Annotated in this window: 26 protein-coding genes, 1 other RNA gene and 3 other annotated features (1 of these 30 running past the window's edge); of the genes, 3 read left to right on the top strand and 24 right to left on the bottom strand. The window is 33.1% G+C overall.

Annotation, left to right across the window (positions count from 1 at the left end):
* Positions 1 to 11 precede the first annotated feature (11 nt).
* The 4 genes from ACMHYH_RS03830 to ACMHYH_RS03815 all read right to left on the bottom strand — a co-directional run bounded on the left by ACMHYH_RS03830 (position 12) and on the right by ACMHYH_RS03815 (position 5,150).
* A complete protein-coding gene (locus ACMHYH_RS03830; RefSeq protein WP_414840035.1) occupies positions 12 to 1,160 on the bottom strand; it encodes a cysteine desulfurase family protein in 1,149 nt (382 codons plus the stop codon).
* 103 nt (positions 1,161 to 1,263) lie between these two features.
* Entirely contained in the window at positions 1,264 to 3,543 is a 2,280-nt protein-coding gene (gene gshAB / locus ACMHYH_RS03825; protein WP_414840034.1) for a bifunctional glutamate--cysteine ligase GshA/glutathione synthetase GshB, read from the bottom strand.
* A 1-nt stretch (position 3,544) separates the two neighbouring features.
* Positions 3,545 to 4,069 (bottom strand): HAD family hydrolase, encoded by a 525-nt coding sequence (locus ACMHYH_RS03820; RefSeq protein ID WP_414840033.1) that lies wholly within the window; start codon positions 4,067 to 4,069, stop codon positions 3,545 to 3,547.
* Between the two features lie 40 nt (positions 4,070 to 4,109).
* On the bottom strand, positions 4,110 to 5,150 hold the full coding sequence (locus tag ACMHYH_RS03815; protein WP_414840032.1) for a hypothetical protein: 1,041 nt from the start codon (positions 5,148 to 5,150) through the stop codon (positions 4,110 to 4,112).
* Positions 5,151 to 5,381: 231 nt separating this feature from the next.
* Between ACMHYH_RS03815 and ACMHYH_RS03810 the strand changes: the two genes are divergently transcribed.
* From ACMHYH_RS03810 to ACMHYH_RS03800, 3 genes are all read left to right on the top strand, one after another.
* A complete protein-coding gene (locus ACMHYH_RS03810) occupies positions 5,382 to 6,650 on the top strand; it encodes a replication-associated recombination protein A (RefSeq protein ID WP_414840031.1) in 1,269 nt (422 codons plus the stop codon).
* A 99-nt stretch (positions 6,651 to 6,749) separates the two neighbouring features.
* A non-coding RNA gene (ssrS, locus tag ACMHYH_RS03805) (6S RNA) lies at positions 6,750 to 6,937 on the top strand.
* A 528-nt stretch (positions 6,938 to 7,465) separates the two neighbouring features.
* On the top strand, positions 7,466 to 7,927 hold the full coding sequence (locus ACMHYH_RS03800; RefSeq protein ID WP_414840030.1) for a universal stress protein: 462 nt from the start codon (positions 7,466 to 7,468) through the stop codon (positions 7,925 to 7,927).
* A 74-nt stretch (positions 7,928 to 8,001) separates the two neighbouring features.
* On the opposite strand, the gene ACMHYH_RS03795 is transcribed toward ACMHYH_RS03800, so the two are convergent.
* From ACMHYH_RS03795 to ACMHYH_RS03700, 20 genes are all read right to left on the bottom strand, one after another.
* Entirely contained in the window at positions 8,002 to 9,192 is a 1,191-nt protein-coding gene (locus ACMHYH_RS03795; RefSeq protein WP_414840029.1) for an acetate/propionate family kinase, read from the bottom strand.
* A gap of 13 nt (positions 9,193 to 9,205) precedes the next feature.
* A complete protein-coding gene (locus ACMHYH_RS03790) occupies positions 9,206 to 10,225 on the bottom strand; it encodes a class I SAM-dependent methyltransferase (protein WP_414840028.1) in 1,020 nt (339 codons plus the stop codon).
* Positions 10,226 to 10,750: 525 nt separating this feature from the next.
* Complete coding sequence (gene rpmA, locus ACMHYH_RS03785; RefSeq protein ID WP_085560230.1) at positions 10,751 to 11,035, bottom strand: 50S ribosomal protein L27; 285 nt, start codon at positions 11,033 to 11,035, stop codon at positions 10,751 to 10,753.
* A gap of 32 nt (positions 11,036 to 11,067) precedes the next feature.
* Entirely contained in the window at positions 11,068 to 11,400 is a 333-nt protein-coding gene (locus ACMHYH_RS03780) for a ribosomal-processing cysteine protease Prp (RefSeq protein ID WP_414840027.1), read from the bottom strand.
* Positions 11,401 to 11,418: 18 nt separating this feature from the next.
* Positions 11,419 to 11,727 (bottom strand): 50S ribosomal protein L21, encoded by a 309-nt coding sequence (rplU, locus tag ACMHYH_RS03775; protein WP_414840026.1) that lies wholly within the window; start codon positions 11,725 to 11,727, stop codon positions 11,419 to 11,421.
* A 15-nt stretch (positions 11,728 to 11,742) separates the two neighbouring features.
* Positions 11,743 to 11,817: a sequence feature (ribosomal protein L21 leader region), on the bottom strand.
* 48 nt (positions 11,818 to 11,865) lie between these two features.
* Entirely contained in the window at positions 11,866 to 12,561 is a 696-nt protein-coding gene (locus ACMHYH_RS03770) for an amino acid ABC transporter ATP-binding protein (protein ID WP_414840025.1), read from the bottom strand.
* A 12-nt stretch (positions 12,562 to 12,573) separates the two neighbouring features.
* Positions 12,574 to 13,209 carry an amino acid ABC transporter permease gene (locus tag ACMHYH_RS03765; RefSeq protein WP_414840024.1) on the bottom strand — a complete coding sequence of 212 codons (636 nt, stop codon included), beginning with the start codon at positions 13,207 to 13,209 and terminating at the stop codon, positions 12,574 to 12,576.
* A gap of 117 nt (positions 13,210 to 13,326) precedes the next feature.
* A complete protein-coding gene (locus ACMHYH_RS03760) occupies positions 13,327 to 14,127 on the bottom strand; it encodes an amino acid ABC transporter substrate-binding protein (protein ID WP_414840023.1) in 801 nt (266 codons plus the stop codon).
* A gap of 89 nt (positions 14,128 to 14,216) precedes the next feature.
* Positions 14,217 to 14,460: a binding site (T-box leader), on the bottom strand.
* A 23-nt stretch (positions 14,461 to 14,483) separates the two neighbouring features.
* Positions 14,484 to 15,278, bottom strand: coding sequence for a septum site-determining protein MinD (minD, locus tag ACMHYH_RS03755; protein ID WP_414840022.1), 795 nt, complete (start codon positions 15,276 to 15,278; stop codon positions 14,484 to 14,486).
* A complete protein-coding gene (locus ACMHYH_RS03750; protein ID WP_414840021.1) occupies positions 15,279 to 15,977 on the bottom strand; it encodes a septum site-determining protein MinC in 699 nt (232 codons plus the stop codon).
* Positions 15,978 to 16,025: 48 nt separating this feature from the next.
* On the bottom strand, positions 16,026 to 16,550 hold the full coding sequence (gene mreD / locus ACMHYH_RS03745) for a rod shape-determining protein MreD (protein ID WP_414840020.1): 525 nt from the start codon (positions 16,548 to 16,550) through the stop codon (positions 16,026 to 16,028).
* A 1-nt stretch (position 16,551) separates the two neighbouring features.
* Complete coding sequence (mreC, locus tag ACMHYH_RS03740) at positions 16,552 to 17,403, bottom strand: rod shape-determining protein MreC (protein WP_414840019.1); 852 nt, start codon at positions 17,401 to 17,403, stop codon at positions 16,552 to 16,554.
* Between the two features lie 150 nt (positions 17,404 to 17,553).
* Complete coding sequence (locus ACMHYH_RS03735; RefSeq protein ID WP_414840018.1) at positions 17,554 to 18,567, bottom strand: rod shape-determining protein; 1,014 nt, start codon at positions 18,565 to 18,567, stop codon at positions 17,554 to 17,556.
* A gap of 263 nt (positions 18,568 to 18,830) precedes the next feature.
* Positions 18,831 to 19,031, bottom strand: coding sequence for a cold-shock protein (locus ACMHYH_RS03730; RefSeq protein ID WP_034550685.1), 201 nt, complete (start codon positions 19,029 to 19,031; stop codon positions 18,831 to 18,833).
* Between the two features lie 271 nt (positions 19,032 to 19,302).
* A complete protein-coding gene (locus ACMHYH_RS03725) occupies positions 19,303 to 19,503 on the bottom strand; it encodes a cold-shock protein (RefSeq protein WP_034550685.1) in 201 nt (66 codons plus the stop codon).
* A gap of 222 nt (positions 19,504 to 19,725) precedes the next feature.
* On the bottom strand, positions 19,726 to 19,926 hold the full coding sequence (locus tag ACMHYH_RS03720) for a cold-shock protein (protein ID WP_034550685.1): 201 nt from the start codon (positions 19,924 to 19,926) through the stop codon (positions 19,726 to 19,728).
* Positions 19,927 to 20,197: 271 nt separating this feature from the next.
* Positions 20,198 to 20,398: a cold-shock protein gene (locus ACMHYH_RS03715; protein ID WP_034550685.1), complete on the bottom strand. Its 201-nt coding sequence runs from the start codon at positions 20,396 to 20,398 to the stop codon at positions 20,198 to 20,200.
* A gap of 163 nt (positions 20,399 to 20,561) precedes the next feature.
* Entirely contained in the window at positions 20,562 to 21,254 is a 693-nt protein-coding gene (radC, locus tag ACMHYH_RS03710; RefSeq protein WP_414840017.1) for a RadC family protein, read from the bottom strand.
* A 78-nt stretch (positions 21,255 to 21,332) separates the two neighbouring features.
* The gene (locus ACMHYH_RS03705; RefSeq protein ID WP_414840016.1) at positions 21,333 to 22,628 is read right to left on the bottom strand and encodes a bifunctional folylpolyglutamate synthase/dihydrofolate synthase; all 1,296 of its coding nucleotides are present in this window, start codon (positions 22,626 to 22,628) and stop codon (positions 21,333 to 21,335) included.
* 119 nt (positions 22,629 to 22,747) lie between these two features.
* Positions 22,748 to 25,393 (bottom strand): valine--tRNA ligase, encoded by a 2,646-nt coding sequence (locus tag ACMHYH_RS03700; protein WP_414840015.1) that lies wholly within the window; start codon positions 25,391 to 25,393, stop codon positions 22,748 to 22,750.
* A gap of 68 nt (positions 25,394 to 25,461) precedes the next feature.
* Positions 25,462 to 25,668, bottom strand: a binding site (T-box leader) (it continues 25 nt past the right edge of the window).

The following is a 25,668-nucleotide window of genomic DNA, read 5'->3' as shown; positions in this document are numbered from 1 at the left end:
TAGTCGCTTCTTTATTTCTTTAATTTATTTGTTAGCTTGATTAATTCAGTTGCTAAATGATCGATTGATTCCAGTGTTGTACCTATTCCGAAACTAATTCTAACAGATTCTTTTACTCGCTGACTTTCTTTTCCGTACATTGCCATTAATACGTGACTCGGATCGATATTTCCAGCTGTACAAGCCGAACCAGCAGAGATAGCAATACCAGATAAATCCATTAATAATAGTAATTTTTCTGAAGAGACTCCCTTAAACCAAATATTAATAATGTGCTTTAAACGATTATGTGGATGGCCATTTATTTCAAAATCGACTTTTTCATCAGTTAATCTATGAATTAAATGATGACTAAAACTGTCGTACTCCTTTCTGCGTGATCCTTTTGTTAATTGTACTATTTCTACTGCTTTTTGAAATCCTACTATAGCAGGAATATTTTCTGTTCCTGCTCTACGTTTCATCTCTTGTTCGCCGCCTAACATAAAACTTGGTAAATGAATGGTTTCATTTATATATAAAAAACCAATTCCTTTAGGCCCACCTATTTTATGACTTGCTGTAGACAACAAATCAATGGATTCTTTTTTTACATCAATTGACTCTAATCCGTAAGCCTGAACAGCGTCTGTATGAAAATAAGCTGATGATACGCTCTCTGCTATTATTTTCCCTATAGATTCACTAGCTAGCAATGAGCCGACTTCATTGTTTCCATACATAACAGAAACAAGTATCGTATCTTCTCTTAACGCTTTCTCTAATTCTTCTAAATCTATCATTCCGTACTCATTTACTGAAAGATACGTAATTTCAAACCCTAATTTTTCAAGATAATCCATTGGCTTTAAAACAGCATGGTGTTCAATAGCTGTTGTAATGATATGCTTGCCTTCTTTTTCACGAGCAAAAGCTGTTTCTATAATTGCTGTATTGTCACTTTCAGTCCCACCACTTGTAAGAACAATTTCATTTGGTTTAGCACCAATACTATCGGCAAATACTTTTTTAGCATTATCCATCATACGCCGGCTATCTCTTCCAATATGATGAATACTTGATGCGTTACCAAAATGATGAATCATGGCATCATGAACAACTTCTATTACTTCAGGATGAACAGGGCTGGTTGCAGCGTAATCAAAATAAATTCTTTCCATCGTTACCCTCCATGTTGATTTATTTATCGTTATAACATGACTCTAAAGAATAAAGATAAAAAGAGATTCTCAACAAATTTGTCGAATCTCTTCTTATCTAGTACTAGATTACTTCAGGAAACAGCATTTTTAAAATACCCATTGCTAGTGGTCGTCCTTGTCCTTTTGATACATATGCATGCATATGCATGGCTGGATTGAAGTTTGCTTCAATTACAGTATAGCCAGGATTTTCTTTTGTAGAAATGTGAGTATAATCAGGAATAATTAAATCTACTCCACAAACCTTTGCTCCTATTGTTTCAGTCATTTCTACTGCTGCTTTTTTATAGGACTCATCGATATCGTCCGTTACATCGGTGGAATCTCCACCAGTACTCATATTTGAATTTTCACGTAAAAATACTTGACTATCCTTTTTAGGAATACTTTCAATAGTATACCCTTGTTCTTTTAACATAAGTTTCTCAATTTCGTCTAGTTGAATTTCTTCAAGTGGTGCACGATGATTTGTTCCTCTTAATGGATCTTTATTCTTCTCTGATACTAACTCTTCTATAGTGTGTTTTCCATCACCAATAACATTAGCGGGCGTACGCAATAAGATTGCTGCAACATGGCCATCTAGTACAAAGAACCGATATTCTGTTCCTCCAATAAACTCTTCTACTAAAATAGTCGAATCTTCTTTAAAAGCAAAATCTAAAGCCGATTGATACGCATCAAAGTTAGCACCTTCTTTAAAAATAGAGATACCAACTCCGTAATTCGTCGATTTTGGTTTTATAACAATCCCTTTATTTTTATAGAGCCAATAATTTTTTTCAGCTTCACTTTTACTATGATACTCCTCACCAGCTGGCACATTGAATCCATTACTAGCTAGAATTTTTTTTGTAACCGTTTTGTTTTCCATAATTAATGGAGCAATATATTGGTCTTTAGATGTCATATTCGCATTTTTGACATATTCAATCTGGTTTTTATAACTTAATTTCAAAAACTGCTCTGATTCATCTAAAATTTCTACTGTTATCCCTTTTTGGATGGCATCAAAAATAAGTAACTGTGTTGATAATTCCATATTTTCAAATCCTCTTACTATATACGGTTTTTCAAGCGATTCTTCTTTGTATTGTTTAGCAAGTTTCATACCGAAAGAGACATAATCTCCACTCTCTTCAATTCCTTTTACCATTCGAGCTGCTAGTGTCATTTCTGGTTTTTCAAGTTTATCTTTAGCCTCTTTTACACAATTCATTTGATCACTTGACCCATTTGTCTCTTGAATCATTTCTGTCATTTGGTTAATCAGTTCGATTCCTTCTTGATAGTAGTGAGTAGTATCAAATGGATGTTCTAATGCAACTAAGTCACTCATTTTCTTTCCTTTTTCGACTTCTTCCATCGTAGCTGATTCTTCTTTATAAATCATTAGCATACAAAATAAATGAATAAATTGCATATCTTCTGCTGCTATTCCGAAAGCACTAAAAGGGTTTAAATCAAAAATTCTTAATTCCACATAAGAAATTCCTCGTTCTAACATTTCACGAGCTTTTTTAGTTCCTCTCAAACGAACACCTGAATAAAATTCTTTTTCTTCAGATAATTTCCCTTCATTTACAGCTGTTTCTAAATTTTCAACATATTCTTCGACTGAATCAAAGGAAATAGAAACATCATCTGAATTAGCATAGCCAAAATGACTGCAACGAATACTTCTAATGTATTTTTTCGGAGGCGTCATTTCACACTTTTTATTTTTAAAAAAGGAGGAATCAACTACCGGGGCTGCTCCTAATAGATAAGTCAAAATCCAACGATAACGTAAAAAGTTTCTTGCTAGTTTTAAATAAACAAATGACTGAAACTGAACTAAATTAGTATAATCCGTTTGGTTCAAGTACAATTGTTGCATCATTTCTTTGTCTAATTCAAAATTATAATGTATCCCACTTAACATCTGCTTGTTTTTGCCGTATTTAGCTGCTAAATGATTCCGATAAGCTACTGCATCTTGGTTATCTAAATCCGCTATTGGAATAGCAGACTCATCAGGTAAAGGAACTGGCATACTCATTGGCCAAATAAACTCATCTTTGGGAATTGTTCTGAGAGTGACATCATGAATACCCTTCAGCCAGCGATTCGTCTCATAAATAGAATGAAGTGGAGGAGTAATTAGTTCTAATTGCGTTTCACTAAAATCTGTTTGTATATAGGGATGAAAAGAGCGATTCCCAAAATCAGATGGGTGTTTTGTTAAAGACAACTCTCCAGAATTTAAAACGCGCAATCCTTCTTTTTCGATTCCATAAATAGCATGATAAAATGCTTGTTCCATTTCAGTTTCTTTAATATTGTCTTTAATTGTCTTCATTTTAAAATTTCCCTCTTTTTTCTTTAATTTGTTTTTCAATTTCAGCTTCAATTCTAGTCTCTGGAGCGTAGTTTTGCTCCCAGTTTTTTGGTTTTAATACTTTTCCATCTGTTAAACGATAGTGTGGCTTACCATCAGGAAATAATTTACCCATATTTGCTTCATGTACAATAGTTGAAATCGGTCTTGGATCTACACCCATTAAAACAAAAGACCCATAATTAAAATAGTTTGCATCTATTAAAGCATCTACTTGTCCGACTAAAACAGAGTTAACTTCTTTTTTTTCTATTCTTATTTTAGTTACTGTTTGACTAATAGCATATTCCCATTGATGAATTATTTTTTCAAATAAAACTAAGTCTCCTTGGACACTTGCATATAAGAACTCTATAATTTCTTCTGTTGAAAAGTTCGCACGATTAAGTGCTTCTTTTGGGGTAAGTGCTACTGGAGTGAGATTATCTGTTGGATTAAAAATAGTATGAAATTCTTTTACTTGCTCGAATGTAGATACTTCAGTCATTTTTACTATTACCCCTATCTTTTTTGAAACATACAAAAAATTAATCCTCTATCTTATCTTTCATCAGTAGATACTTTCTTAATGCTGCATTTTCTGATTCTAAAATTGTTCGCTTTATCTCCGATTCTTTTAAGTCCTGTTGCATAATTGTTAAAAATCTGAAATTACCAGCAAAGGAACGCTCTATTTTATCCGAAATAATTTTTTTGCTCATTAAGTTTTTAAATTCTTCTTCGATAAAAAATAGTTCTTCTTTAAATTTTGAATGCTGTCCAATCAAAAATTGATTATAATAACTGTGTTTTTTATGTTTTTTATATTTTTTCTCTTTTCTTCCTTGTACTGAATAGATATAAAATAAATACAATGCTGAATAAGCTATTACTATAGGTGTTATCGCTTCAATCGTAAATTGTGAATTCGAAAATAGGACTTGTACAACACTTATTATAGCTAAAAAAATTATCACTAAACTAACTTTTAACCCTTTATTTTTTTTTGTATTCGTTAAGTTAGTATAATAGTCTAATTGATTAGCTAATTCTAATTCATTTAATTCATATTGCTCTCTTTTTTCTTGCAAAGCTAAAAATAAACTAACTTCTTTGCTTTCTGAATGAATATTAGGCTGTTCTTGATCTAGTGCAAGCCATTCACTCTCTTTTCTTAAGTAATCTAAGTAACCATCTAACTCATTTTGATACTCCTGTTTTTTTCTAGTTAAGTTATTTTCGAATTCGAAAGCTCTATTTTCAAACCAGGCATCTATTTGTTCTTGCTCTTGCTCAAATATTTTTTTAAGTAGTTGGTGTCTAACGGCGTAATTAACTTCTAAAAGTGCTATTTTTTTCTCCATATCTTGAATATTTTTTTGTTTTTCTTTTTCTATCTCTTTTTTAGATTGTTTAATACCCTGTTTAAATTCAACTAGCTGTTCTTGAACTTGACGATAAATACTATCGGTTTGACGATAAGCTTCATTTAGAATGTTCTCAGCTCTTAGCTTTGCTTCTAATTCGATGTTAGATGATTTTGGTACACCAAAAGATACTTCTTCTTTTCCCTCTAACTTGGCTCTCACAGTTTCCACTCCTTTATAAACCGAAAACTCTTAAAAAAGTTTTTTATTTCTCTATCAAATGACTTCATTTATTGCACTAATTAATGATAGCATAATTCCTTAATAATAGGGAACATTACTTACTTTTATCATTTTTAATTAATAAATTATACAAACAAACGTTCCTTCTAACTAGGAGCTAAACTTTTAAAGTGATATACTAGTAAAGTAACTATTATGGAGGTGTGAGACATGAATAAACCTTTGGCGTTTCGTATGCGACCTACTCGAATTGATCAAATTATTGGACAAAAACATTTGATAGGACCTGGTAAAATTATTCAACGCATGGTTGATGCAAAAATGCTTTCTTCTATGATTTTGTACGGACCTCCGGGTATTGGAAAAACAAGTATTGCTAGCGCTATTGCGGGTTCTACTCAATATGCTTTTCGTATGTTAAACGCTGCTACTGACTCAAAAAAAGACTTGCAAATTGTTGCTGAAGAAGCAAAAATGAGTGGATCTGTCATTCTTTTACTTGACGAAGTTCATCGTTTAGATAAACCTAAACAAGATTTTTTATTGCCACATTTAGAAAGTGGTCGTATTATTTTAATTGGGGCAACGACTGAAAATCCTTATATTTCAATTAGTCCCGCTATTAGAAGTAGAGCTCAAATCTTTGAATTAAAGCCTCTTTCTATTGAAGATATTAAATTAGCTTTAGATTTTGCGCTTGAAAATAAGGAAAAAGGGTTAGGTAAATACCATGTTCTCATCACTGATTCTGCTTTATTGCACCTTTCAAGAGCAACCAATGGAGACTTGAGAAGCTCTCTTAATGGATTGGAGCTAGCTGTTAAGTCTACTAAACCAGACGATAATGGAATCATTCAGATTACTCTAGATATTGTTGAGGAATGTCTTCAGCGAAAAGCATTGACTCATGATAAAGATGGTGACGCTCATTATGACGTTATATCAGCACTTCAAAAATCTGTCAGAGGCAGCGATGTTAATGCGTCTTTGCATTATCTAGGTAGATTAATTGAAGCAGGAGACTTGCCTATTATTGCAAGAAGATTGATGGTTATTGCTTATGAAGACATTGGACTAGCTAATCCTTCTGCTGCTCAAAGAACCGTTACGGCAATACAAGCCTCTGAAAGACTTGGGTTTCCGGAGGCTAGGATTCCTTTAGCTACTGCCGTTATCGATTTATGTCTTTCACCAAAATCAAATTCTTCTATCGTTGCTATTGATGCAGCTTTACAAGATATCCGTTCTGGAAAAAGTGGTGACGTACCTAATCATTTAAGAGATTCTCATTATAAAGGTGCAAAAGAGTTGGATCGTGGTGTACGTTATGAGTATCCTCACAGCTATCCAGAAGCATGGGTTAAACAACAATATTTACCTGATAAGTTGAAAAAGGCTAGTTACTATCATCCAAATCATACTGGGAAATATGAAGATGCTTTAGCAAGACAGTATGATAAAATTAATCAAAAAAAATAATGGGATAGCGCTATCTTTGCTATATTATAGACGTATTCCTTCTCATTAAACACTCTTAACTTATTGACAATTGCGTGCGTGCATGCTAATATAAAGATAAGAATTCTGAGATGTTCGTCATGTCCAACATGTGTTGACCGAACAATTAATAATACCTTGGGATCCAAACTGACTCAAACAAATAACAAGCCTTTTCACTTGGTAGTTAGACGTTTGACAGCGGAGCCCACCTGCTAAATGCGGGTTCAATACAACCTGGACGTATAAACGGCATCACCGGATTTCTTCTTAAAGTTGAAAAACTTTGAAAGCCATTCTTCATTGAATGGCTTTTTTCTATTTTATTGTCTTTAAAATGACTAAAAAAACTGATTATCGTTATTTATAGAAAGGAAAAACTAGTATGTTACTAAAAACTCTATTTGGAACTTTTGCGGTTCTTTTATTTTTACTGTCCTTTTTCTTAATAAGCGGTAAAACAACCGCCTTCATCTCTACAGCTCATATTGAAAGAAAAAAAATTGCTCAAAAATTATTCTTTAGCTTTGGTGTACTCTTTATTCTTTTAGCTTTTGCTAGTGTTACCCTAATTTTTTATCACTCCATTTGGCTTTCATTTAGTATTTTAGGTCTGACTAGTTTTTTTATACTTATTTTCATTTTTAGTTTATCTTTTTTCATGTAAGTTCTATTCGATTATTTTAACTTAGTTATTAAATGTAAATTCTATGAAAACGGATTTATTTGAGGTACAATAGAGACAGTTAGAAGTACTCATTAACTTGTTAATAATTTATTAGAATGGAGTGATTTATATGTTACAACAATACAATCGAATTTTAGTCGCTATTGACGGTTCTAAAGAAGCCGAACTTGCATTTAAAAAAGGGGTTCAAGTTGCTGTACGAAATAATTCTTCACTAATTTTAGCTCATGTCATTGATACAAGAGCTTTCCAAAGTATTTCTACATTTGATGGTTCAATGGCCCAAAAAGCTAATGAACAAGCTACTACTACTTTAGAAGAGTATGTACGTTATGCTAAAAATCATCGAGTAACAGATATTAGTTATTCTATCGAATATGGCTCACCAAAAGTTTTAATAGCTAAACAAATACCAGAAGATAAAGAAATTGATTTGATTTTGTTAGGAGCAACGGGTTTAAACGCTGTTGAACGTATTTTTATAGGCTCTGTTTCAGAATACGTTATTAGACATGCAGCATGTGATGTTTTAATTGTTAGAACTGACTTAGATAACGTTCCAGAATCATAATTTATTCAAATAAAGAGAGTCTTAAAAAGTAACTTACTTTTTAAGACTCTCTTTATTTCTATTAAATGGAAAGATTATTTACGTAATCTTTCTACATCACGTGCGATAACTATTTCTTCATCTGTTGGGATCAACAGTACTTTTACTTTTGAATCTGGAGTGGAAATAATTCGTTCCTTACCTCTTACTTTATTCGCTTCTTCATCAATTTCTGCTCCAAACCAATTAATACCATCAATGATAATTTGACGGGTTTCAGGAGAATTTTCCCCAATTCCTGCTGTAAAGACAATAGCATCTGCACCATTTAATAAAGCGAAATATTGACCAATATATTTTTGTACACGATTATAAAAAATATCCAAAGCCGTTTGTGCTTGCTCATTTCCAGCTTCTGCCGCTTCTTCTACATCACGCATATCACTAGAAATATCAGAAAGACCAAGTAATCCTGATTTATTATTTAAAATATAAATCATTTCATTAATATCGCTAAGGCCTAATTTCTTCATTAAAAAGGGTAAGATAGATGCATCGATATCACCTGAACGAGTTCCCATAGTAATTCCTGCTAAAGGAGTAAATCCCATTGATGTATCAATTGATTTCCCACCTTCGACTGCTGTGATAGAGCCTCCATTACCTAAATGACAAGTAATTAATTTAAGATCTTCAAGTGGCTTTCCTAACATTTCAGCTGCACGTTCTGAAACATATTTATGAGACGTACCATGTGCTCCATATTTACGAGCAGAGAAATCTTCATAGTAGCTCATTGGGATACTATACAAATAATTCTCTTTTGGCATAGCTGCATGGAAAGATGTATCAAATACCGCTACACTAGTGATAGTGGGTAGTAGTTTTTTAAAGGCTTTGATCCCCGTAGCATTTGCTGGATTATGCAACGGTGCAAATTCTGCTAAACTCTCAATTTGAGCAATTACTTCATCAGTAATTAAAGCAGAATCTTTAAAGATTTCTCCACCAGCTACAACACGATGTCCTACTCCTGTAATTTCTTCGTAGTTCTCTATTACCTTTAGTTCGATTAATTTATCCAAAACCATTTGTATTGCAATTTCATGATTGGTAATATCTTCGACTACTTTATATTTCTCACCGTTGTATTTGGTTGTAAATACAGAATCCTTTAAACCTACTCTTTCAATAATTCCTGATGCGATTTCTTCTTCTGCTGGCATCTCGTAAAGAGTAAATTTCAAACTAGAACTACCTGCGTTAATTGCAATTGTTTTTGACATATTAAAGACCCCTTTATTTTTTATTTTTTATGTTTTCTTGTTTCCATTTTTCAACTTCTTGCATGAAATGTTGCATAGACGTTTGATTTTTAAAATCAGGTATCTGAGCTAATAAGACTTGTTTTGCTTGCTTTGCTTTATCGCCTTTTTTCTGCACTAAAAGAATAGATTTTCTTGATTCTTCTGACTTAAATAATTCTTTTGGCAGATGAAGCATACCTTGAAGAAATGCTTCGGATTGAATCATTTTAGTTAATGCAGCAGACTCTTTTGATTCAAATAATTGTGTAGGAACTAAGAAAACACCATAACCACTATCTTTTAAATAATAAATGCTTTGTTCGATAAATAAATGATGAGCATAAGAATGACCTTCATTTGAACTCGTTTTAAATCGTTTAGCATTTTCATCTATTGGATAAAAACCAACTGGCAAATCACTTACAACAACATCTACTGGATCAAGTAGCAAATCAGTTAATGCATCTTGATGAGTTAACTTAAGCTTTTGCCCTTGAAGTTCAAAATTAATTGAAGCCAATGATAATAATAAGTCGTCGTTGTCTATCCCCTCAGCCTCAACTTCAATTTTTTTCAAAGTTAAGCTATTATAAATAGTAGATAATAAATTTCCTGTTCCAATTGCCGGATCAAGCAATCGAATTTTTTTACTATCTGTATCAATGACTTTTTCAATTAAATAAGCTAATATAAAACCGATAGCATCTGGTGTCATCTGATGATTCGCTTGTATCTGATCACTTTTCGTTCCTTTTAAGAGAGCTAACTGAAAACTTTTTCTTATTTCTTCTGGATTCATATTCTCTAAAGACAATTCTTGATAAAGCGTCGTTAATAACTGAACTGCTTGATCTGAAAGCCGATTATTATCTTGTACTACGCTTCTTCCATCTACAATATTTTCTCCAGTTTCAGAAAGTCCTTCTAAATATGAAACACCTAATTCTTTCTGTAATAGTTGAACTGAAGTATCTAACTCTGAAAATAAACGTTCAATCTCTTTTTGAGACACTTTTTCAACCTCTTTTCTTAATTCATAGCTATTTAACAACTTAACTTATTCCAAAACAAACATATTTCTCTGTTTAAAATTTAAGTACTACCTGTATTATTTTAACGAATAAACCTTTACTTTTCAAGACTCATTTCAAATTTTTATTTCCCTATTTTTTTAAAGATTTATGTTAAGTTAATCATACCATTAACTGTAAAGAAATAGCAGATTTCGAAAATGAATAATAATTATTTTCGAAAGTTTTCATTCATTTCTAAATAGTCGTTAGATTTATAAAAATAGTATGATTAAAACAAAAAAAGCTAAAATACCTTCTTGTATTCGCCTCTTATTCATATATTTATGCTAAATGATAACCTCATTCAAAGACAAAAAGCATTCTAGTAGTTGACTTACTTTTTCGTAAACTTTAGACTACTATTCTTTAAATCAGCCGTTCTTTTTATTTTTAGTAATTATTTTTATTAAAATAATTATCAAAAAAAAAGCTCTTCTACAGAATAGAAGAGTTTTTTTATTAAATTATTGAGCAGCTGGATAAACAGATACTTGCTTTTTGTCGCGGCCTTTACGTTCGAAACGAACAACGCCATCAACTTTAGCAAATAAAGTGTCATCTCCACCAATTCCTACGTTATTACCTGGATAGATTTTAGTACCGCGTTGACGGTATAAAATTGATCCGCCAGTAACAGTTTGACCATCCGCACGTTTAGAACCTAAACGTTTAGATTGAGAATCACGACCGTTAGTTGTAGATCCGCCACCTTTTTTATGGGCAAATAATTGTAAATTCATTTTCAACATTTTAATTGCACCTCCTGTTTTTAATCTTAATTTCAAGTTAATTTGACATATTCAGGATACTCTTCTACTATACTTTTTAAAGATAAAAGAAGGCTTTCCAAAAGGATTTGAGCAGTAATAAGTTGTTTTCCATTGATTTCCAATGGTAATTCAACATAAAGGTATCCACCTTCAACTTCATCATTTGTTTCAACTAAAGGAGTAAATTCTCCTAAAACAGATAAACTGTTTGTTGCTCCAATTGTTAAAGCTGATACACCTGCACAAACAATATCAGTTCCGTAAGCTCCTGACCCTGCATGCCCTGTAACTTCAAAAGAAACAATCTTATCTTCTTCATTCCGTTTAAAAAATGCATGAATCATTCACAAACACCACTTTCCTTATAGGTTGATTGCATTAATCATAACTTTTGTATAAGGTTGACGATGTCCTTGTTTACGATGTGAGTCTTTTCTACGTTTGTAGACAAAAGTTGTCACTTTCTTTTGACGACCATGTTTTTCAACTGTACCTTCAACGACAGCTCCATCAATAGTTGGAACACCAACTTTTGTTTCTTCGCCACCTACTAAGATAACTTCGTCAAATATAACTGTTTCACCAGCCTCAACATTTAATTTCTCAATGTAGATTGCTTGGCCTACTTCAACTTTAATTTGTTTTCCACCTGTTTTAATAATTGCGTACATTTATTCGCACCTCCTTATTAGACTTAGACTCGCCGTCGTGAGTGCCATTACTGGACTTCTAAACTCATTCCCGCGCGGTTGTAGTTGTGGTGCTACACATTAACAACAGTAGTAGCATACCAAAAAGAGTTCTGCACGTCAATCAATAGTTTTATCTTTTAGTAAAAAAGTTTCAGAAGAGAGACTTCTTGTACTAAATTTATCTGCAAACTCGATATCATGGGTAACAATTAATATACCCGTTCCTGTAGCAGCTATCACTTGCATCATTTCACCAATCCCATTTGAAGACTGTCGATCTAAAGCAGATGTTGGTTCATCAAAGCAGAGAATTTCTGGATTCAACATCATTGCACGTGCAATTGCAGCTCTTTGTTGTTGTCCACCTGATAAGGTCTTAGGGTATGCATCCTTTTTATCTAAGATATTCATTTGTTTTAGCAAACTTCCAGCTTTTTCTGTAGCTTCTTTTAGTGTCATTAGTTTTTTCTGAACAGGTGCTTCAAGACAATTTTGTAGGATTGTTAAGTTAGGAAATAACTGATAATCTTGAAAAACCATTCCAATTTTATTGCCATAACGGTTCCGTTCTTTCTTAGAAGTGTATTCAGCCTTACTCTCAATTGTTTTTTTATAAAGGAAATCATTGGTTATTGAGATAACACCTTTATCTAACTCTTCAAGATTATTCAATAACCTCATAAAAGTTGTTTTACCTGTTCCAGACTCGCCTACTAAGGATATGATTTCACCATGATTTATATTAAAATCAAAATCATCAATTATTTTTATTTTATTAAATGTTTTTGTGATTCCTCGGGCCTTCAATATCATTTCATTCACTCCTTAAAAATCAATTTTCTTTTCAATAACAGCTAGAATAATGGTAATGATTCCTGTAATAAAAAGATAAATTACTCCAACTGCTACAAAAGGAAGCAATGAAGCATAAGTATTCGCTGCAATTTGACCCGCTCTTAAGAGCTCTCCTAAACCTAGTATATAAACTAAAGAGGTATCTTTTACTAATGATATCACTTCATTTCCAACAGAAGGGAGGACGGTACGTAGAACTTGTGGGATAATAATTCTTCTAAAACCTTGTACTCTTCCAATTCCTAAAACTTTAATGGCTTCAAACTGTCCTTGTGGGATAGATAAGATACCGCCTCTAAATATTTCAGCATAATAAGCTGTATAATTTAAAGCAAATGCAATAATAGCTGCTATAAATCGATCAAATGTAATTCCGACTAATGGTAAACCAAAAAATACAATCATTAATTGAAGCAGTAAAGGTGTGCCACGCATGGTATAAATATAAAGTTGAATAAGCCAAGAGACAAATTTTGGAGAATAAATTCTGAGACAAGCCACTAAAAATCCTAAGGGAATAGTTAAGAAAAAGATAATAAAAAATAATTGCATTGTTGTACCTAATCCATTTAGTAAAGCTGGCATGATAGTATTAATTAGTTCCATACTCTTCCTCTTTTCTTATAAAAATAGTTAAATAATATGTATTTTTACTAGCTTAGCCTTTTATAGTAATAGTGTTTAAATGAAGCATACTAGGTATGCTTCATTTAAACAATGATTTTACTCTTCAAACCATTTATCATATATTTTATCATAAGTTCCGTCTTCTTTAATATCTGCTAAGTTTTCATCTATAGCTTGTTTTAGCTTATCATCAGACTTGCGTAATCCTACTGCATATTCTTCTTGGCCGAAATTTTCATCTAATACTCGATAGTTCATGTCTTTATTTTGTTTCATATAATAACGACCTAATGTCTCATCTACTACGATTGCTTCACTACGACCAGACGCTAAATCATTAAAAACATCATTATTAGAAGGATACTGAACTATCTCTGCGTTGTTGAATGATTCTATAATATTTTCTTCGTCTGCCATAACTGCATCAACAGCACTTGATGATTGTTGTGCAGCTATTGTTTTACCTTTTAAATCTGCTTTACTTTTTATTGGACTATCTTTTAGAACAATAATAATTTGGCTATTATCTAAATAAGGACTGCTAAATAAAACCTTCTCTTTTCTTTCTTCAGTTATTGTATAGCCATTCCAGATAACATCAATATTCCCACCATTTAATTCTGTCTCTTTTAAAGCCCAATCAATTGTTTGAAATTTAAAGTCAACATCCATACGCTTTCCAATCTCGTTCGCTAAGTCAATATCAAATCCAACAATTTCACCACTAGAATCTCTATAACCCATAGGAGCAAATGTGTCATCTAATCCCATTATGATCTCACCTTTTTCCATTATTGCCTCATAATTATCTTTTTCCTGTGAATCTGCACCACAACCTGATAAAGTTAAACCTACTAAACCTAAACCTGTCATAATAGTCAATAGTTTATTTTTCATTTTCATTCTCCCCAATCTTATTTTTTAAAAAACGTAAAACTTAATTAAATAAAACAAAAAAGCCCCTTGATTTCCCAACTAACTGGAAATCAAAGGACGATAGTTTTTATATCGTGGTACCACCTTTTTTTGTAGTCTCTTCGCAGAAGACTACCTTATCGCGTTCAAAACAACTAAACGCTAGTAATATAACGGTTACAACCGGATCAGCTTACTAAAAATTTCAACTGTCAGCTTAGAGATGTGTGTTCAGATTAGAATTTTAATTGCTCGCACCACCCGCAATCTCTCTTATAAACTTCTAAACTTACTTTTTCTCGTCTTTGCTTTTACTTATTTTCAATACTATAACATACTTACTCTTTTTTACCAAATATTTTTTTCCATAAGGTTTCTTTTTCTTCTTTTATTGACATTAGAGGAACCGTTTCACCCAATATCCGGCGAGCAACATTTCGATAGCCTTGTGAAGCTGGGTTTTTAGGATTTAAAACAATTGGATCTCCTTTATTAGAAGATCGAACAACATCATCATCATCAAATATAATACCAAGTAAGTCAATCGAAAGATGTCTTGTGATTTCATCTACGTCTAATAGTTCTCCATCTTGCATCATTCTTTTGCGAATTCTATTTATAATTAGTTTTGGTGGCTCTAATTGTGTTTGTTCTAATAACCCAATAATACGATCCGCATCACGAATAGCAGACACTTCAGGAGTTGTGACTAGAATCGCTTCATCTGCAGCAGCAATTGAGTTTTGAAAGCCTTGTTCTATTCCAGCAGGACAATCAATTAAGATATAGTCGTATTCTTTTTTTAATTCTCCGACAATTTCTATCATTTGTTCGCCGTTAATATCATTTTTATCAGCATTCTGTGCCGCTGGTAATAAATACAAATTGTCATTGAAACGTTTATCTTTTATAATAGCTTGATGCAATTTTGCACGCTCTTCGACAACATCGACAATATCATAAATAATTCGATTTTCTAATCCTAGAATAACATCTAAATTTCTTAGTCCTATATCCATATCGATTAAACATACGCGCTTACCTTGTAGAGCAAGAGCTGTTCCAATATTTGCTGTTGACGTTGTTTTACCAACGCCACCTTTTCCAGAAGTAATAACGATTGCTATTCCCATTTAAATTAATCCTCCTGTCATTTTACCTAATGTTGGTCGCATTTTTTTCAATTGATCTAGATTTTCAAAAGCTAATACATGTAAGTCATTTATAAATGCGAACTCATTATTTTTTATAGCCAAATTTTTAGTTACTTTGTTCTCTATAATTTGAATACTATCGGCTATTCGTATTTGTGCATTTGTTTGAAAGTCAGCAACAATAACTGCTGTTGCGTCGCCTTCAAATCCTGCATGAGCAACCCCTTGTAATTCACCAATAATAAAAATATTCCCATTTGCTCTAATTATACCGCCTGGATGAACCTTGCCCACAAAAAGAATATCTCCAGGAGCTTGAAGTATTTGCCCACTTCGAATCGTATGCATTTCCATTTGTAAGCTACTAGCTTTTTGCCAAGCGATAGCTGCTTCATAAGTCAAAACGGCTGACCTTATTTTTTTAATTTCAAATTGACTATTTTCTTTTATTATTTTTGTTAATTTATCTTTTTCTTTATTTGTCAGTAGACGATTTCCAGTTACTATCTCTAATTGAATTTCTTTATTCGTTTTATTTGAGTCGCTTTTTTTTGATTCCGTTTTAAGATGGTCTAGCAATTGTTCTAACTCACTAACAACTGTAGCAAAAGAAGCTGATTCGTTTAAAGTTAATACAAAACCAGCCTTATTTCCTTTTAACGTTACACTCTGTTTCACTCAAACAACTCCTATCATCTAAATACCGAACGAGGATTTCATCATTTTTTAATTCCCAGTCATTTTAATTATCGCTTTTTTTAATGGATAAAATGCAATTATGAAAAACACTAAGTTTAGCAATAAAGTGGGGCCTAGCCGTCCGGCCATAAAAGCATTCATGTCAATCTCTGTAAAGCCTAGAACTTTATAGATCCAATACAACATCGTTTCCAAAATACTTAAGTTAATAAAAACAATCATCCCAATGGTAATCGGATTTGGATTTAAAACTTGCTTTAACTTAGTCGTAACATAAATAATTAACGGGAAAATAGCTATGTATATACCCAAAATCCCTACATAATAACTATCATATAGAAAACCAAAAATAATGCCATATACAATCATTTTGTTTCTAGGGAGATAAAATGAAGTCAATATAAGGATAAGAATAATTAATCTTGGTACCATAACATTCCCATCTTCTGCATATAACTGCTTAGAAAAAATTTCTGAAATAAGTCCATCTATTAGTAGACCAAAAAAAATCAATAGTGGAGCAAAGATAGTTACTTTCCATTTCTTACTCATTTTATTCCCCGCCTTCAGCTGTTCGTTGAATAAAAGTTACATAACGAATATCATCAAAGTCTGATGCGGGTACAACATAAGCCTCTTGAGACAACCCATGTGAGTCTAGTTTCACTTCATCTATTGTGCCAATTAACAATGAGCTCGGTGATATCCCACCCAGTCCAGAAGTCATAACTTGATCACCTTTTTTCAACGTTACTTTAGTTGTTATTTGTTTCATAACTAAACGATTACTTTCTAAATCATAGCCATTAATAATTCCATGAACAAATCCTTCTTTTGAAGAAACGGAAGCAGCAACTCTGCTATTGTTTTGGTCTGAGGTTGTAATTAATTGGACTTTTGAACTAGCTGGATTTACTTCTATCACACGACCAATTAAACCATTATCCGCCATAACAGATAAACCAACAGTTATTCCACTCTGACTTCCTCTATCAACAACAATTTGATTTATCCAATTATCAGGATTTCTACTTATCACTGTCCCATTAATTTTTTTATAGTCAGAAAGTGTATCTTGTAATTCTAATTGTTCCTTCATTTTTTGGTTATCTTGTTTTAAATTACCTAATTCTACTTCCACTTCATAAAGCCCATCAATCTTTGACTTTAATAATTGGTTTTCTTTATAGGTATTTTTTAGATTTTCCATTGACTCAATAAAATTAACTATTACATTAGTTGGCCTTGATAACAATCGGCCTGTTGTAGCTGTAATGTCATTCCCGACACGTTGCGCAAGTGGTGGATTTCCATTTCCTGAAATAGAATAGGCTATTAAACCTAAGCAAACGATGACACTCACCAGTAATATAATTAGTTTCTTATTTGAAAAAAATTGACGCACTTTATCACCTCATTAATTCTTCAGGCTTCGTTTATTTTACCATAACTTTAACTAAATAGCTTAGTAATCCACTAAATTTTTATTTCAAATGAAAAGATGCAAGAAGCAAACTAGCTTCCGCATCTTTTGGGTCACACTATACCTTCTTACCTATTTCATTCTTTTCTTTTTATACAAATCTATGTGCTTAAGTGACTCTCCAGTACCTAAGGCAACACAGTCCAATGGATCATTTGCTACAAAAACAGGTACATCTGTTTCGTCGGCTATTACATCGCTAATATTTCTAAGCAACGCACCACCACCTGTTAAAATAATCCCGTGATCAATCACATCCGAAGAGATTTCTGGTGGTGTTTCTTCTAAGGTCTCCCTTACTGCGATAACAATACCGTCTACAACTTCTTTAATCGCTTCAGCTATATCTATTGCTGAAACTTGAATTGTTTGTGGTAAACCAGTTAACAAATCTCTTCCGCGGACATCCATAGAACCATACTCAACTGCTTTATCCGTTGAAGCACAGCCAATTTCAATTTTAATTTGTTCAGCTGTCCGTTCTCCGATCAACAGGTTATACTTTTTGCGTATATAATGAATAATTCCTTCATCCATACTATCTCCAGCTAAACGAATCGAGCGACTGCTTACAATACCTCCTAGAGCTATTGTTGCTACATCTGTTGTCCCACCACCTATATCTACAACCATACTACCTGTGGGTTCCATTACTGGTAAACCTGCCCCTACAGCTGCGGCAAATGGTTCTTCCAAGATGAAAGCGTCTTTAGCGCCTGCTACTCTCGTTGCATCAATAACTGCACGTTTCTCTACTTCTGTCACACCGCTTGGAACACATACAATTACATAAGGTTTGGATACTGTTTTCCCGATTGCCTTCTCTATATAATACTTCATCATAGCAGCAGTCGTATCGTAATCAGCAATAACTCCGTTTTTCATCGGTCTAATAGCTACAATCGAACCTGGTGTTCTACCAATCATACTTCTTGCGTCCTCACCAACAGCTACTATTTCACCAGTTGATGCATCTTTAGCAACTACTGACGGATCTCTTAAGACTATTCCTTTGCCATCTACAAATACATTTGTATTCGCTGTTCCTAAATCTATTCCAATATCTTTACTTCCAAATCTAAACACAACATTCATCCTCTCAAGTCAATCAAATCTAATTTTTTTATAGAATACTGTTTATTTTTTAGTTAATATCTAATAGATTCTAAAGACAGTATAACAAAAAAAACTAAACTTACCTTATTATATTTTTATCATACTTTATTTTTTTACTTAAAACATTATTTATTGAGTATTTTTATAAATTATTTAATCTTTTTTTATAAAACATACGAAAAAAAGACCTGATGAAAATCATCAGGTCTTTTGAAGTTTAATTTTAGTTTAAATTAAGCTTTGTTTACGTTTGCTGCTTGAGGTCCACGGTTTCCTTCTTCAACGTCGAAAGTTACTGCTTGTCCTTCTTCTAAAGATTTGAATCCTTCGCTTTGAATAGCTGAGAAATGTACGAATACATCGTCTCCGTTTTCGCGTTCGATAAAACCAAAACCTTTTTCTGCATTAAACCATTTTACTGTACCTTGTTCCATAATTAAATATCCTCCTCGTGCGTTTTGCACATTTTGTTAAGCCTTGCTAACGGTACGAATTGGAATGTTTTGAAACAATTCTTTTCTTTTACCTCACAAAAACCTTAAAGTAATTGTATCATGTGATTCATTAGATAGCAAGAGAAAGTTAGCTACTTTCTCATTATTAAACATAAACTGCTCACTTGGTGAAAAAAATCTTAATTAAGATCAAAGAAAAAAGAACTTAGTCAAAAGACTAAGTTCTTATAAGATTTAATTTTAAGTTAAATTAAGCTTTGTTTACGTTTGCTGCTTGAGGTCCACGGTTTCCTTCTTCAACGTCGAAAGTTACTGCTTGTCCTTCTTCTAAAGATTTGAATCCTTCGCTTTGGATAGCTGAGAAATGTACGAATACATCGTCTCCGTTTTCGCGTTCGATAAAACCAAAACCTTTTTCTGCGTTAAACCATTTTACTGTACCTTGTTCCATAATTAAATATCCTCCTCGTGCACTAAACACTTTGTATTTTACGCTCAAAATCTAAATATGTTTTAGACTGTTTTTCAACAATTCTTAAACACTTGTGAACTTGAACGCTTAAGTTATTTTATCATGATACCATAATCTAAGCAAGTAAAACGCTTTATTTTCTATATAAAAAAAGACCTGATGAAAATCATCAGGTCTTTTGAAGTTTAATTTTAGTTTAAATTAAGCTTTGTTTACGTTTGCTGCTTGAGGTCCACGGTTTCCTTCTTCAACGTCGAAAGTTACTGCTTGTCCTTCTTCTAAAGATTTAAATCCTTCGCTTTGGATAGCTGAGAAATGTACGAATACATCGTCTCCGTTTTCGCGTTCGATAAAACCAAAACCTTTTTCTGCGTTAAACCATTTTACTGTACCTTGTTCCATAATTAAATATCCTCCTCGTGCGTTTTGCACATTTTGTTAAGCCTTGCTAACGGTACGAATTGGAATGTTTTGAAACAATTCTTTTCTTTTACCTCACAAAAACCTTAAAGTAATTGTATCATGTGATTCATTAGATAGCAAGAGAAAGTTAGCTACTTTCTCATTATTAAACATAAACTGCTCACTTGGTGAAAAAAATCTTAATTAAGATCAAAGAAAAAAGAACTTAGTCAAAAGACTAAGTTCTTATAAGATTTAATTTTAAGTTAAATTAAGCTTTGTTTACGTTTGCTGCTTGAGGTCCACGGTTTCCTTCTTCAACGTCGAAAGTTACTGCTTGTCCTTCTTCTAAAGATTTGAATCCTTCGCTTTGGATAGCTGAGAAATGTACGAATACATCGTCTCCGTTTTCGCGTTCGATAAAACCAAAACCTTTTTCTGCGTTAAACCATTTTACTGTACCTTGTTCCATAATTAAATATCCTCCTCGTGCGTTTTGCACATTTTGTTAAGCCTTGCTAACGGTACGAATCGGAATGTTTTGAAACAATTCTTTTCTTATACCTAAACAAAAACTTGAGTTAAGTATAACATGAACAATAAAATGGTTCAACTATTTAATAGATTTTCTTATATTAAAATATCCCAAGTTCTTTTAAACTTATATAATGAGTTTGTCCGATGATGATATGATCTAACATTTCAATTCCCATCATCTCTCCACAAGTAGCCATTCTCTTAGTAAACAGTATATCCGCTTCTGAAGGTTCAGGGTTTCCAGATGGATGGTTATGTCCAATAATAATACGAGCTGCTGAAAATCGAACAGCTCCTCTGAATATCTCTCTAGGATGAGCAACACTAGAGTTTAATCCTCCTACAAAGACTGTTTCTTTTTTAATAATCTCATTTTTTGTATTTAGGTATAAGACAATGACGTGTTCTTGTTGAAGATCACGCATTTCACCTAACAGCATCTCACCAGCATTTCGACTAGATGTTATTTGCCCAATTTTAATTTGGGAAGCTTGAGAAATACGAATACCTAATTCAATCGCAGCTCTTATTTCTATTGCTTTAATTTTGCCAATACCTGCTATACTCATTAATTCTTCAATTGAAGCTGTTTTTAGAAAATGTAAATTTTCAAACGTATTTAAAACTTTCATTGCAAGTGCTATCACGTTTGAATCTTTTGTCCCTGTACGAAGCAATATAGCTAATAATTCATGATTAGCTAATGCCTTTTCACCATAATTTTCAAGACGTTCTCTCGGTCTCGAAAAAGCAGGTACCTCATTAACCAAACTTGTCATTCTCCCTACCATAAAAACACTCCTTTTTTGTATCCTTTTTAAATATACGCAAAAAAAGGAGCTAGTTTTATTTTGACTCATTCATTTCTTTTATTTTATTAATAGCTCACGGACTTCTGAAATAAAATAAAGTGATCCTGTTATAAGAATAATATCATGTTCATCCATCTCCTGAATAATATCTGCTAAAGCTTCTTGCCAATATTCTTTTATTGTTATTCCTGAAAGTCCATAACTTTCTAATTCTTCTACTTTAGCTGCTCTAGGATTATCAAAGCTCGTTAATGTAATATGACAATTTGGCAACTCTTCTAACAAACTAATCATCTTACTAACTGCCTTATCTTGCAAAACAGCAAAAATCAAATGAATTTCCTGTTGTTTAAAATCAGCATTTATTGTTTCTATTAGCCGACGTATAGCTGGTTCATTATGAGCACCGTCTAGAATAATCATAGGAGTACTACTAATTTTTTCCATTCTCCCTGGCCAAAAAGCCCTTTTTAATCCTCTTCTTATAGCTTCATGACTCAATTCTAACCCTGTTTCTTGGCAATAAATTTGTATTGTTTCAAGAGCTACCATTGCATTTTCAACTTGATGATGTCCTAACATTTTTATTTGTACCTGGTTCAAATAAATAGAGTCGTCCTCAAACGTGAATTGTTCTCCCCATGTAGGTAAAGTCTGATAGTTAGAAGCCCAATAATCTTCTCCAAATAATTTTATGACGGAATGATTCGTTTTTGCGACTTGTTGAATAACTTGTAGTGCTTCTTGTGGGACCTTCCCTACTACAACAGGGACATTTGGTTTAATAATCCCTGCTTTTTGAAAAGCTATTTCAGCTAGTGATTCTCCCAATACTTGCATATGATCTAATCCTATCGTTGTGATAGCTGAAACTACTGGTGTTATGACATTTGTTGAATCTAATAGGCCTCCTAGTCCTACTTCAATAACGACTATATCAGCATGACCTTCTCCAAAATAAGTAAACATCATTGCTGTAATAACTTCAAACTCTGTCGGCCCATCTAACTCCGTTTCTTCTAATTCAAGAGCTAAAGGGTAAACAATATTAGCTAATCGAGTTATTTCTTCATCCGAAATAGGCTCTCCATTTACACTGATACGTTCATTGAACGTTTCAATATAAGGTGACGTAAATGTGCCAACTATCTTACCATTTGCTTCTAATATATTTCTTAAAAAAGTAACCGTTGAGCCTTTTCCATTTGTCCCAGCAACATGAATAGCTTTTATCTTTTCTTGTGGAGATCCTAATTTTTTAAGCATCCATTCCATTCGCTTAAGTCCAGGCTTCATTCCAAATATTTTTCTACCATGAATCCAATTTAATGCTTCTTCGTATGTTTTAAACATTAGCTACACCCCGTCTTTTGTAGTCATCATTTTTTACAGAGTATTGTATAATAAAAAGTAAAAAATCTTTGCCTCCTTTCATAGTAGTGAAGGCAAAGATTTTTTTCAAGTTTATTTAATTATATTTGAGTTTTTAATATTTCAATTCTTTCTAAAACAAGCGTTTGTTTTTCAAGATACTCTTTTTCTTTTACTTTTTCTGCCTCAACAACAGCAATTGGTGCATTGTCAACAAACTTAGCATTAGATAATTTGCCTTTAACACGCTTAACTTCACCTGACCACTTAGCTAACTCTTTTTCTAAGCGAACAATCTCTTCATCAATGTTAATTAAGCCCGCTAGAGGAAGATAAATTTCAGCACCTGTAATAACAGCACTCATAGCTGTTTCAGGAGCCTTAACCGTACTTGAAATAGTTAAGTTTTCAGGATTACAGAAACGTTCGATATAAGAAGTATTATTTTTCAAAAATGATTCAATTTTAACATCATTTGTTTTAATCAATAATTCAACCGGTTTAGATAGAGGTGTGTTTACTTCTGAACGAATATTACGAACGGAACGAATCAATTCCATCAATACATCCATTCCCTCAGTTGCTTCTTCGTCTGATAACTCTGGACGAACGACTGGGTACTCAGCAACAACTAATGATTCCCCAACATGTGGAATGTTCTCCCATATTTCTTCTGTTACAAAAGGCATCACTGGATGCAATAAGCGAAGTGTTTGATCTAAAACATAAGCTAAAACACTTCTTGTCGTTTGCTTCGCTTCCTCATCTTCATTAAATAAAATTTCTTTACTCATTTCAATATACCAGTCGCAAAAATCATCCCAAATAAAGTGATAAAGGTGTCGATTAGCTTCTCCAAACTCAAAACGTTCAAATAAATCAGTCACTTTTTCGATTGTTTTATTTAGTTTAGTTAAAATCCAACGATCTGCTATTGTTTTATTACCAGTTAAATCAATTTGTTCAACCGTAAAATCTTCCATATTCATCAATGCAAAGCGACTTGCATTCCATATTTTGTTGATGAAATTCCAAGAAGCATCCATCTTATCGTAACTAAAGCGTACATCTTGGCCAGGCGCTGAACCATTAGACAAGAACCAGCGTAAGGCATCTGCACCGTACTTATCTACTACCTCCATCGGATCAATTCCATTGCCTAAGGATTTACTCATTTTACGACCTTCTTCATCTCGAATTAGTCCATGAATAAGTACATCATTAAATGGTTTTTTGCCAGTGAATTCCAGACTTTGGAAAATCATTCTGCTTACCCAGAAGAATATAATATCGTAACCTGTTACTAATGTATTATTAGGGAAATATCGTTTGAAATCTTCTGAATCTTCATCTGGCCAACCCATGGTTGAAAAAGGCCAAAGAGCTGAACTAAACCAAGTATCTAAGACATCTGGATCTTGCTCCCAGTTTTCACTATCTTCAGGTGCTTGCATCCCTACATAAAGTTCACCCGTTTGTTTATGGAACCAAGCTGGTATTCTATGACCCCACCATAATTGACGCGAAATAACCCAATCATGAACATTTTCCATCCAGCTTAAATAGGTGTTTTCAAATCTTTCTGGTACAAAGTTAACTTTATCTTCTGTTTTTTGTAAATCAATTGCTTCTTTTGCAAGAGGCTCCATTTTGACGAACCACTGAGTAGATAAACGAGGCTCAACAATGACGCCCGTCCTTTCCGAATGCCCAACACTATGAACCATTTTTTCAATTTTTACCAATCGTCCTTGAATTTCTAAGTCTTTGATAACTGCTTTTCTAGCCTCGAAACGATCCATTCCTGCATATTTACCAGTTAAATCATTCATTGTTCCATCTGGATTCATAACATTTGTGCGCGGCAGATTGTGTCGATTTCCAACTGCAAAGTCATTAGGATCATGTGCAGGAGTAATTTTAACTACACCTGTCCCAAAATCCATTTCAACATACTCATCTGCAATAATAGGTATCTCAAGATTCATTAAAGGTAAAATAATTTTTTTACCAATTAAATGTTTGTACCGTTCATCTTCAGGGTGAACAGCAACAGCCGTATCACCTAGCATCGTTTCGGGACGTGTTGTAGCAATTTCTACAGAACCACTACCATCTGCCAATAGATAGGTCATATGGTAGAAAGCACCTTCAACATCTTTATGGATAACTTCAATATCTGACAAAGCTGTTTTCGCTTTTGGATCCCAGTTAATAATGTATTCCCCTCGATAAATTAAGTCTTTATTGTACATTGCAACAAAAACTTTCCTAACCGCTTCTGATAATCCCTCGTCTAAAGTAAATCTTTCACGACCATAATCGACAGATATTCCGACTTTAGCCCATTGTTCACGAATAACTGCAGCATATTCTTCTTTCCATTCCCAAACGGTCTCGTTAAATTTTTCTCGTCCTAAGTCATAGCGTGAAATACCTTCTTCAGCTAATTTAGCTTCTACTTTAGCTTGTGTTGCAATTCCTGCATGATCCATACCTGGTAGCCATAAAGTATCGAAGCCTTGCATTCTTTTTTGACGAATAATAATATCTTGCAACGTTGTGTCCCAAGCATGCCCTAGATGCAATTTACCCGTAACATTTGGAGGGGGGATAACCACAGAATAAGCTTCTTTTGTTTTATCTCCACTTGGTTTAAATAAATCTTTTTCAAGCCATTTCTCATAGCGACCAGCTTCAACTTCTTGGGGTTGATATTTCGTTGGCATTTTTAATTCTTTAGACATTTTTTAACCTCTTTTCCTTTTATTGTTTATAAAAAATTAAAAAGCACTCATCTTAATACAATTAATTGTATTAGGACGAATGCTTTTTAATTCGCGGTACCACCTATTTTGTACATTCCCATAAGAAATATACCTCTCTTCACGTCTTTAACGAAACGTTATCCCGAACAAAGTTACTATACGTTCACCTTGTTAGCTCCCAAGCTACTTTCATTTTATTGTGGTCAAGAACTCTCAGCATCTGCTCTTTTCTCTGGATAACCCTGTAATAAAAC

Source organism: Carnobacterium sp. TMP28 (genome assembly GCF_047553015.1).
GTDB lineage: Bacteria > Bacillota > Bacilli > Lactobacillales > Carnobacteriaceae > Carnobacterium_A.
This window is presented reverse-complemented; position numbering and strand designations above follow the sequence as displayed.

Bases quoted from the DNA above. Each gene is read 5' to 3' on its own strand.
- ACMHYH_RS03720 (WP_034550685.1), bottom strand. From the start codon at position 19,926: ATGGAACAAGGTACAGTAAAATGGTTTAACGCAGAAAAAGGTTTTGGT.
- rpmA (WP_085560230.1), bottom strand. From the start codon at position 11,035: ATGTTGAAAATGAATTTACAATTATTTGCCCATAAAAAAGGTGGCGGA.
- radC (WP_414840017.1), bottom strand. From the start codon at position 21,254: ATGGTAGGGAGAATGACAAGTTTGGTTAATGAGGTACCTGCTTTTTCG.
- ACMHYH_RS03830 (WP_414840035.1), bottom strand. From the start codon at position 1,160: ATGGAAAGAATTTATTTTGATTACGCTGCAACCAGCCCTGTTCATCCT.
- ACMHYH_RS03715 (WP_034550685.1), bottom strand. From the start codon at position 20,398: ATGGAACAAGGTACAGTAAAATGGTTTAACGCAGAAAAAGGTTTTGGT.
- ACMHYH_RS03760 (WP_414840023.1), bottom strand. From the start codon at position 14,127: ATGAAAAATAAACTATTGACTATTATGACAGGTTTAGGTTTAGTAGGT.
- ACMHYH_RS03795 (WP_414840029.1), bottom strand. From the start codon at position 9,192: ATGTCAAAAACAATTGCAATTAACGCAGGTAGTTCTAGTTTGAAATTT.
- ACMHYH_RS03810 (WP_414840031.1), top strand. From the start codon at position 5,382: ATGAATAAACCTTTGGCGTTTCGTATGCGACCTACTCGAATTGATCAA.
- ACMHYH_RS03770 (WP_414840025.1), bottom strand. From the start codon at position 12,561: ATGATATTGAAGGCCCGAGGAATCACAAAAACATTTAATAAAATAAAA.
- ACMHYH_RS03725 (WP_034550685.1), bottom strand. From the start codon at position 19,503: ATGGAACAAGGTACAGTAAAATGGTTTAACGCAGAAAAAGGTTTTGGT.
- ACMHYH_RS03700 (WP_414840015.1), bottom strand. From the start codon at position 25,393: ATGTCTAAAGAATTAAAAATGCCAACGAAATATCAACCCCAAGAAGTT.
- rplU (WP_414840026.1), bottom strand. From the start codon at position 11,727: ATGTACGCAATTATTAAAACAGGTGGAAAACAAATTAAAGTTGAAGTA.
- ACMHYH_RS03820 (WP_414840033.1), bottom strand. From the start codon at position 4,069: ATGACTGAAGTATCTACATTCGAGCAAGTAAAAGAATTTCATACTATT.
- mreD (WP_414840020.1), bottom strand. From the start codon at position 16,550: ATGAGTAAGAAATGGAAAGTAACTATCTTTGCTCCACTATTGATTTTT.
- ACMHYH_RS03780 (WP_414840027.1), bottom strand. From the start codon at position 11,400: ATGATTCATGCATTTTTTAAACGGAATGAAGAAGATAAGATTGTTTCT.
- gshAB (WP_414840034.1), bottom strand. From the start codon at position 3,543: ATGAAGACAATTAAAGACAATATTAAAGAAACTGAAATGGAACAAGCA.
- ACMHYH_RS03730 (WP_034550685.1), bottom strand. From the start codon at position 19,031: ATGGAACAAGGTACAGTAAAATGGTTTAATGCAGAAAAAGGTTTTGGT.
- minD (WP_414840022.1), bottom strand. From the start codon at position 15,278: ATGGGAATAGCAATCGTTATTACTTCTGGAAAAGGTGGCGTTGGTAAA.
- ACMHYH_RS03765 (WP_414840024.1), bottom strand. From the start codon at position 13,209: ATGGAACTAATTAATACTATCATGCCAGCTTTACTAAATGGATTAGGT.
- ACMHYH_RS03800 (WP_414840030.1), top strand. From the start codon at position 7,466: ATGTTACAACAATACAATCGAATTTTAGTCGCTATTGACGGTTCTAAA.
- ACMHYH_RS03705 (WP_414840016.1), bottom strand. From the start codon at position 22,628: ATGTTTAAAACATACGAAGAAGCATTAAATTGGATTCATGGTAGAAAA.